We start from the raw sequence: 6,482 nt of genomic DNA, 5'->3' as shown, positions 1-6,482 counted from the left end.
ACCTAAACCAGCACCTAATTCTGCATTTTGTGCTGCTAGTGGATGAACAAACAGACTCAGGCATATTATTCCCGTTAAACCGATTTTTTTAACCAGATACATGTTTATTACTTCTTTATAAAAATTTGCGTGTAGTAGACTGGGCCGTTGTTATGTTGGTATGCCCCAATACCTATGTGTGAGAAGTTACCTTCAATATTTGCCCTGTGACCGGAGCTGTTGAGCCAGCCTTCCATCACCTGCTTGGCTGAATTGTAGCCATAAGCCACATTTTCACCACTGGCTCCGCCACCGCCAATATTGCTCTTAATCCGCTCTACACGCTCCCCAAAGCCATCATGCCCAAAAGAAACTGCTCCCTGCGCCATGTTTTTACTGTGTACACGACACTCGTATGAGATATAACTGAGCATCTCCAGCTCAGGCTTGCCAATGGATTTGCGGTATTCGTTAACCAAATCTATAATTTGACTTTCTACTGCCAGCGGTGGGGTTTCTACATCTTCATCGCAGGAGAATAGAGTTATGGAGATCAGCAACATATAGCTGACGCGTATGATTAGCTTTTTCATAATTAAGGTTGATAAAACAAAGTCAAATTTATAGTTGGGTGGTAGAGTTATGACAATTTTTTTCTTTAAACAAACCAAAAGGCACGATCAATGGTAAAAGCCTGAAAAGTTAGTTCAAGCTTAGTGTAGTCGCTAATTGAAATGATTATAAATTAACCTCTAAACAAACAAACTTGAGGATTTACAGTATTATTAACTATAGATTTATAACTATATTTAGTAGAGAAACATAATTGAACTATGGCTAAACAATTTATTACTTCAAAGAGGTCTTTAAGTGAAGAAACCGAGAAAAAGCTGAACAAGCAGATTTTGATGGAGGGGCTTTCTTCGGCCAGCTATTTGTCTATGGCATCCTGGTGTGATACACGTGGATACATTAAGTCGGCTCAGTTTTTATACAATCACTCCGAGGAAGAAAGACAGCACATGCTGAAGCTATTTGCCTATATCAACAATGCCGGCGGGCATGCGCTGCAGCCTGAGATTACCAATATCAAACATGAGTTTGGTTCGCTGAGAGAGGTTTTTGAAGATATATTGGCTCATGAAATAGCAGTGACCAAATCCATCAACGAGCTGGTTGAACACTGCTTTAACTCTAAAGATTTTACAACATTTAATTTCCTTCAGTGGTACGTGACGGAGCAGCGTGAAGAAGAAACCCTTGCTCGTCGTGCCGTAGAGCTCTTTGACATCATTGGTGAAGAAGGCATCGGATTATGGACCATCGATCAGGAAATTGCCAAGTTGGAAAACAATGGAACAGAGACCGGCCTTGAATCCGGCGGAGGAGAGATGTAGTATCTTCATGTTTCATGTACTGCTGACAGTGTCGGTTAACTTGTTATTGGCAAGCAGTCCGTCAAGGTCGTTTTCTTTTACCTTATGATAAAGGCAGTTATTGACAATCACGTTTGGGCCTTTCTTGCAATGGCCCATACACTTTGTTTTTATTACTTCCACAGATGACTTCAAGCTACTGCCCTTAATCTTCCCTGTTAGTTGTTTTTCAAGTTTCTTGCTTCCGTTCTTTTTGCAGTCCTTGGCAGCGCAAACGAATATATATTTTCTTGATTTTGAATTTTCCATGTGCTATTACAAGATAACAGAAATACGGTAAATTAATTCCTGAATAGACCTGTTATCTCTATTTAAATTCCCGCCTCTACATATTCAGAAATCTGGCCTTGATGTTCTATCTGACTTACGGCACAAAGCTCAACAATTTTAAAAAATATTTCCTGTCAAAATTATTACTGACATAGGGCTGTCACCTCACGGGTTTTTCTTTGTGTAAAACAAAATAGAAAAACCTATGACAACGATTAAGATGTTTTTATCAGAGTTGGAGAAAGAAGCTCAAACCACCCGCAAAATGTTTGAAAGAGTGCCGGATGAAAAATTTCAATGGCAGCCCCATCCCAAAAGCATGACTGTGCAAAAGCTGGTGGCCCATATTGCCGAGCTTCCGGGGTGGATCACCACTACGCTTACTACGGATGAACTGGATTTGGCAGAAGTGCCATATAAAGCACCTCCTGTTAATAATACGGCAGAACTTATGACTTTCTTTGAGCAAAAACTCAATGAGGGTAAAAATCACCTGGAGCAGGCACAAGAACAACAGCTTACTGAAAACTGGACCTTACGGGAAGGAAACCAGGTATATTCCTCAGAAACCAAGGCGGAGGTTTTAAGAATGGTGTACTGCCAGATAGTGCACCACAGGGCGCAATTGGGTGTATACCTGAGATTATTGGACATCCCTATTCCGGGGAGCTACGGACCTAGTGCAGATGATGTGAGCTTTTAAGTGTAAGAAAACTATTGACCCCAACTAAACAACATAATGAAAAGGCTTAATGAAATATTGAATGGGGAAGGGCTCCTGTTGATAGGGATAGGTGTGGTTGTGCTATTGATATATATGGCACTAAAAAATATGTAGTGTCTCTCTTCATTTTAAAAGGTTATCGGCTGCCTTAACCCAATCTGGTAGCCGGTAAATTTTTCTGTTTTAGAAATCAACCCACATTATAATAACCCTGGTTTGATTGCATAAAATGACAGCCAGGCTTTAAAATATCTCGCTAACTGACAAACAAATTCCTCTAATTACGTTAGTAGAAAAGTCAAACTAACCACCTAACCATATTCATGAGCAAATCGAAAGTTACCATAGCCCACGTTTTTAAAACTATCGTGTGGCCACGAAGAAAGCATGTACTTATCGGCCTGGTCCTGATTGTAATCAGCAGACTGGCCGGGCTTATTTTGCCGGGGGCCAGTAAATACCTTATGGATAAGGTTATTCCCAATAATGATATGCAAATGTTGAAAATGCTCCTTTTAGCTGTTGCCGGAGCGGTACTCATACAGGCTGTTACCTCCTTTGCATTGACCCAAATATTGAGTGTAGAGGCACAAAACCTGATTGCAAAGCTCAGAGCCAAGGTTCAGCGGCATATTATAAAACTACCTATTCGATTTTTTGACAATACCAAGACAGGAGAGTTGGTATCTCGTATAATGACCGATGTAGAAGGTGTAAGAAATATTGTGGGGACAGGTCTTGCCCAACTGTTTGGTGGTATCCTTACTTCTGTGATATGCCTTGTTTTGCTAATCAGTATCAGCCCGATGATGACGCTGTATGTGCTGGTACCCGTAGCTATATTCGGGGTTATTTCTTTGAAAGCTTTTGGCTACATCAGGCCGATCTTCAGAGAACGTGGAGTAATTAATGCAGAAGTAACAGGGCGATTAACCGAAACACTTGGCGGTGTTCGCGTAATCAAAGGGTTTAATGCTGAGGAGCAGGAGATAAAAACCTTTGAAGCCGGTGTTAACAAACTTTTTCTGAATGTCAAAAAAAGCCTTACCTCTACCAGTCTTGTAACCAGTTCGGCTACTTTTCTACTGGGTCTTGCTTCTACCGGTATTATGGGTATTGGCGGATATATGATCATGAATAATGATCTTTCGTTTGGGGATTTTCTGGCTTTTACATTATATCTCGGTTTTATGATCGCCCCTATTGTACAGATGAGCAATATCGGAAGCCAGCTTACCGAAGCTTTTGCTGGGCTTGATCGAACTGAAGAGATTCTGAACACCCCACTTGAAGATGATCAAGTTTCTCGTACGGAGCGGGTTGACCATATAAAAGGAGAGATTGTTTTTAACAACGTGTCTTTTGCCTATGAAGAGGGCAAGGAGGTGATCAGCAATATAAACTTTAAAGCCCCGCCTGGTTCTGTGACTGCCCTTGTAGGTACATCAGGCTCTGGTAAAACAACTATTGCCGGATTGGCAGCATCCTTCCTAACACCTTTGGCAGGTAAGGTTACCGTAGATGGTGTTGATTTAAGTAAGGTTAAATTGGAGAGTTTCAGAAGCCAGTTGGGAGTGGTTTTGCAAAACGATTTTTTATTTGAGGGCTCCATTCGTGACAATATTCTGTTTCCCCGCCCGAATGCAACCAAAGATCAATTGTTAAATGCCGTAAAGGCCGCTCACGTTGATGAATTTACGGATAGATTTGAGCATGGATTGGATACCCTTATCGGTGAACGAGGTGTAAAGCTCTCCGGCGGCCAGCAACAGCGCATCGCCATTGCACGGGCTATATTGGCAGACCCAAGGGTACTGATACTTGACGAAGCCACATCAAACCTTGATATGGAAAGTGAGGCTTACATACAGGAAAGTTTAAAAGATCTGATGCAGGGTCGCACTACCTTTGTGATTGCCCACCGGCTGAGCACCATAAGGCAGGCGGACCAAATACTTGTTATTGAAAAAGGTGAGATTGTAGAGCAGGGTAAGCACGATGAATTGATTGCCAAAGAGGGCAGATACCATCAACTTTATACTTATCAGGCCAGGATCTAAGAAAATTATTAGCTGCCGGTCGCCTGCCGGCAGCCCATTTCTGTCTCCGGAAAACTTTACTTCATGATCTCTCCTTCTTCTCCCGAAGTTTTTGTTATTGACGAGAGACTTGATAATCCGGAAAGCAGATTTTCTAATTTATCTAAATAATTGCCATCTTGTAAGGCAACTTCAATTGTATGCTTAAAAAATCAATTATTCTGTTATCCGTTCTTGCCATAGGGGCTTTTATACTTTACAAATGGTATGATGAGCCACTACCAGAGGGCAATGAAGGCCCTGAGGCTGAGCAATTAGCTGATAAAATGCTGACGGCAGTTAACTATGAGGCCTGGGATAGTACAGTAGCTGTCAAATGGTCGTTTTATAGAGGCCATGATTTTATATGGGATAAAAGCAGAGACCTTGTTCAGGTGAAATGGGACAATATGCGCGTATTGTTAAATACCACAGATCAATCAGGAAAAGCGTATGAGAAGGAAACGCTGTTATCCGGAAAAGAAGCGGAAAATGCATTGCAAAAGGCATGGGAATACTTTGCCAATGACTCGTTCTGGCTGGCTGCTCCTTTTAAAGTCAAAGACCCCGGCACTAAAAGGAGTCTGGTAAAAACAGAGCATGGCGATGCACTGCTTGTACAATATACTTCCGGAGGAGTTACGCCCGGAGACAGTTACTTGTGGTTTCTCAACGAGGAGGGGCTGCCTATAGCCTGGAAACTTTGGGTAAAAATAATACCACTTGGAGGTATGAGGTTTAGCTGGGATGGTTGGCAAACTTATCCGACCGGAGCCCGTATTTCCTCATTTCACCATGGTGTGGTAAATGTGGAAATATCAGGCGTGGAGCTGGCCATGAGTACTGCCGAACTTAATAAAGGCCAGGATCCCTTCAAAGAAATGTAAAACTTTATCTCCGCTCAGGCCGGTAGGCGGAATCGTCAAAGATTTTTCTGGCGTTAGGCTCCTGCATTAGTCCCTGCAGCGTTATGTCTTCATTTTCTTCCATATATTGCCTCACGATCTGCCATCCCAGCCAGGTTGCGATCCGTCCAGGGGCCTTCTCCCCAATTTCAAAGGTTTTGGGTCGCTCGTCTATATACTTCTTTTTGACCATGTGATTGGTTTCGTAAAGCAGTTGGTTTTCAAGAAAATGCGCCCAGATGATATCCTGGTTTTCCCTTGCTCCTTCGATTTCTTCATTGGAATACCAAATCAGCACACTGTCTGGCGTGCAAGGCATCATGTGTTTCGCAAAATAGAAAGACTTGCCATAGCCTATCATGTCTGCAAGTATGGTTTTGTCAGAAACATCCGTTTTGTTGAACATCGGCGATATCCCATAGAGCAGCATGATGGATGGGGTAATATATTGAGGCCTGTACCTTTCCAGCATATAGCTGTAGAGGCCCAGAGGTCTGTATTTTGCACTGTCGCCAAGGTAATAATCGAGGCCAATAATGATCAGGGAATCCGAAACAAAAAGATCGTGATCCAGCCCTGTAGCAACTGTTTGTATTTTTGGGGTTTCAAAATCAGGGTAATAATATTTTAAGTTGGTGAATGCCGTTGTGATATCCGCCTTCAGTGCACTCAAATCACCAAATACCCTGTCTATTTCGCTTTTCAAAGTGTCTATATGCGGATTTTTAAATCTTTTAAATAGCGCTTCCATCATTATGGAGTCATCCGGATACTGGTTTCTTTTAAGAAAGATCTCCGTTACGACCGGATTGTCCTTTAGAAACTCCCTGAGCTCTGTCTTGCTTTCCACACTTAGAAGATCATCTTCCAGCCGCTCTATTTCTATGTTTATTTTTATGTCGCTTATATCAGGTTGGTAGGCGCATTCGTTACTTTCATTACCACACGATGACAGGCATAGAATGAAAAATGCAGGTATTAATAATAGACAAAGGCTTTTTTTCATGATCAAACTATTCGCTTAATTTGTCGTTAATGATTTCAACTATTGAACATGCTAAATAACTAAAAATTATACATTGATGAGAAA

The 6,482-nt window shown here is 41.8% G+C and carries 7 protein-coding genes; 4 read left to right on the top strand and 3 right to left on the bottom strand.

Annotated elements, in window-relative coordinates:
- Positions 1-107: 107 nt before the first annotated feature.
- Positions 108-572, bottom strand: coding sequence for a CAP domain-containing protein (locus tag E1163_RS15855; protein WP_155173434.1), 465 nt, complete (start codon positions 570-572; stop codon positions 108-110).
- 240 nt (positions 573-812) lie between these two features.
- Here E1163_RS15855 and E1163_RS15850 point away from each other — a divergent pair, with 240 nt between their 5' ends.
- The gene (locus E1163_RS15850) at positions 813-1,376 is read left to right on the top strand and encodes a ferritin (protein ID WP_155173433.1); all 564 of its coding nucleotides are present in this window, start codon (positions 813-815) and stop codon (positions 1,374-1,376) included.
- 12 nt (positions 1,377-1,388) lie between these two features.
- On the opposite strand, the gene E1163_RS15845 is transcribed toward E1163_RS15850, so the two are convergent.
- Positions 1,389-1,664, bottom strand: a complete 276-nt coding sequence (locus tag E1163_RS15845; protein ID WP_155173432.1) for a (2Fe-2S) ferredoxin domain-containing protein — start codon at positions 1,662-1,664, stop codon at positions 1,389-1,391.
- 226 nt (positions 1,665-1,890) lie between these two features.
- Between E1163_RS15845 and E1163_RS15840 the strand changes: the two genes are divergently transcribed.
- The 3 genes from E1163_RS15840 (at position 1,891) to E1163_RS15830 (ending at position 5,374) form a co-directional block, all read left to right on the top strand.
- Complete coding sequence (locus E1163_RS15840; protein ID WP_155173431.1) at positions 1,891-2,388, top strand: DinB family protein; 498 nt, start codon at positions 1,891-1,893, stop codon at positions 2,386-2,388.
- A gap of 344 nt (positions 2,389-2,732) precedes the next feature.
- The gene (locus E1163_RS15835; RefSeq protein WP_155173430.1) at positions 2,733-4,469 is read left to right on the top strand and encodes an ABC transporter ATP-binding protein; all 1,737 of its coding nucleotides are present in this window, start codon (positions 2,733-2,735) and stop codon (positions 4,467-4,469) included.
- Positions 4,470-4,648: 179 nt separating this feature from the next.
- Positions 4,649-5,374, top strand: coding sequence for a hypothetical protein (locus tag E1163_RS15830; protein WP_155173429.1), 726 nt, complete (start codon positions 4,649-4,651; stop codon positions 5,372-5,374).
- A 4-nt stretch (positions 5,375-5,378) separates the two neighbouring features.
- Here the strand turns inward: E1163_RS15830 and gldB are convergent, their stop codons facing one another.
- Positions 5,379-6,398: a gliding motility lipoprotein GldB gene (gene gldB, locus E1163_RS15825; RefSeq protein ID WP_155173428.1), complete on the bottom strand. Its 1,020-nt coding sequence runs from the start codon at positions 6,396-6,398 to the stop codon at positions 5,379-5,381.
- Positions 6,399-6,482: the final 84 nt, after the last annotated feature.

The sequence above is a fragment of the Fulvivirga kasyanovii genome (assembly GCF_009711405.1).
Lineage (GTDB): Bacteria > Bacteroidota > Bacteroidia > Cytophagales > Cyclobacteriaceae > Fulvivirga > Fulvivirga kasyanovii.
This window is presented reverse-complemented; position numbering and strand designations above follow the sequence as displayed.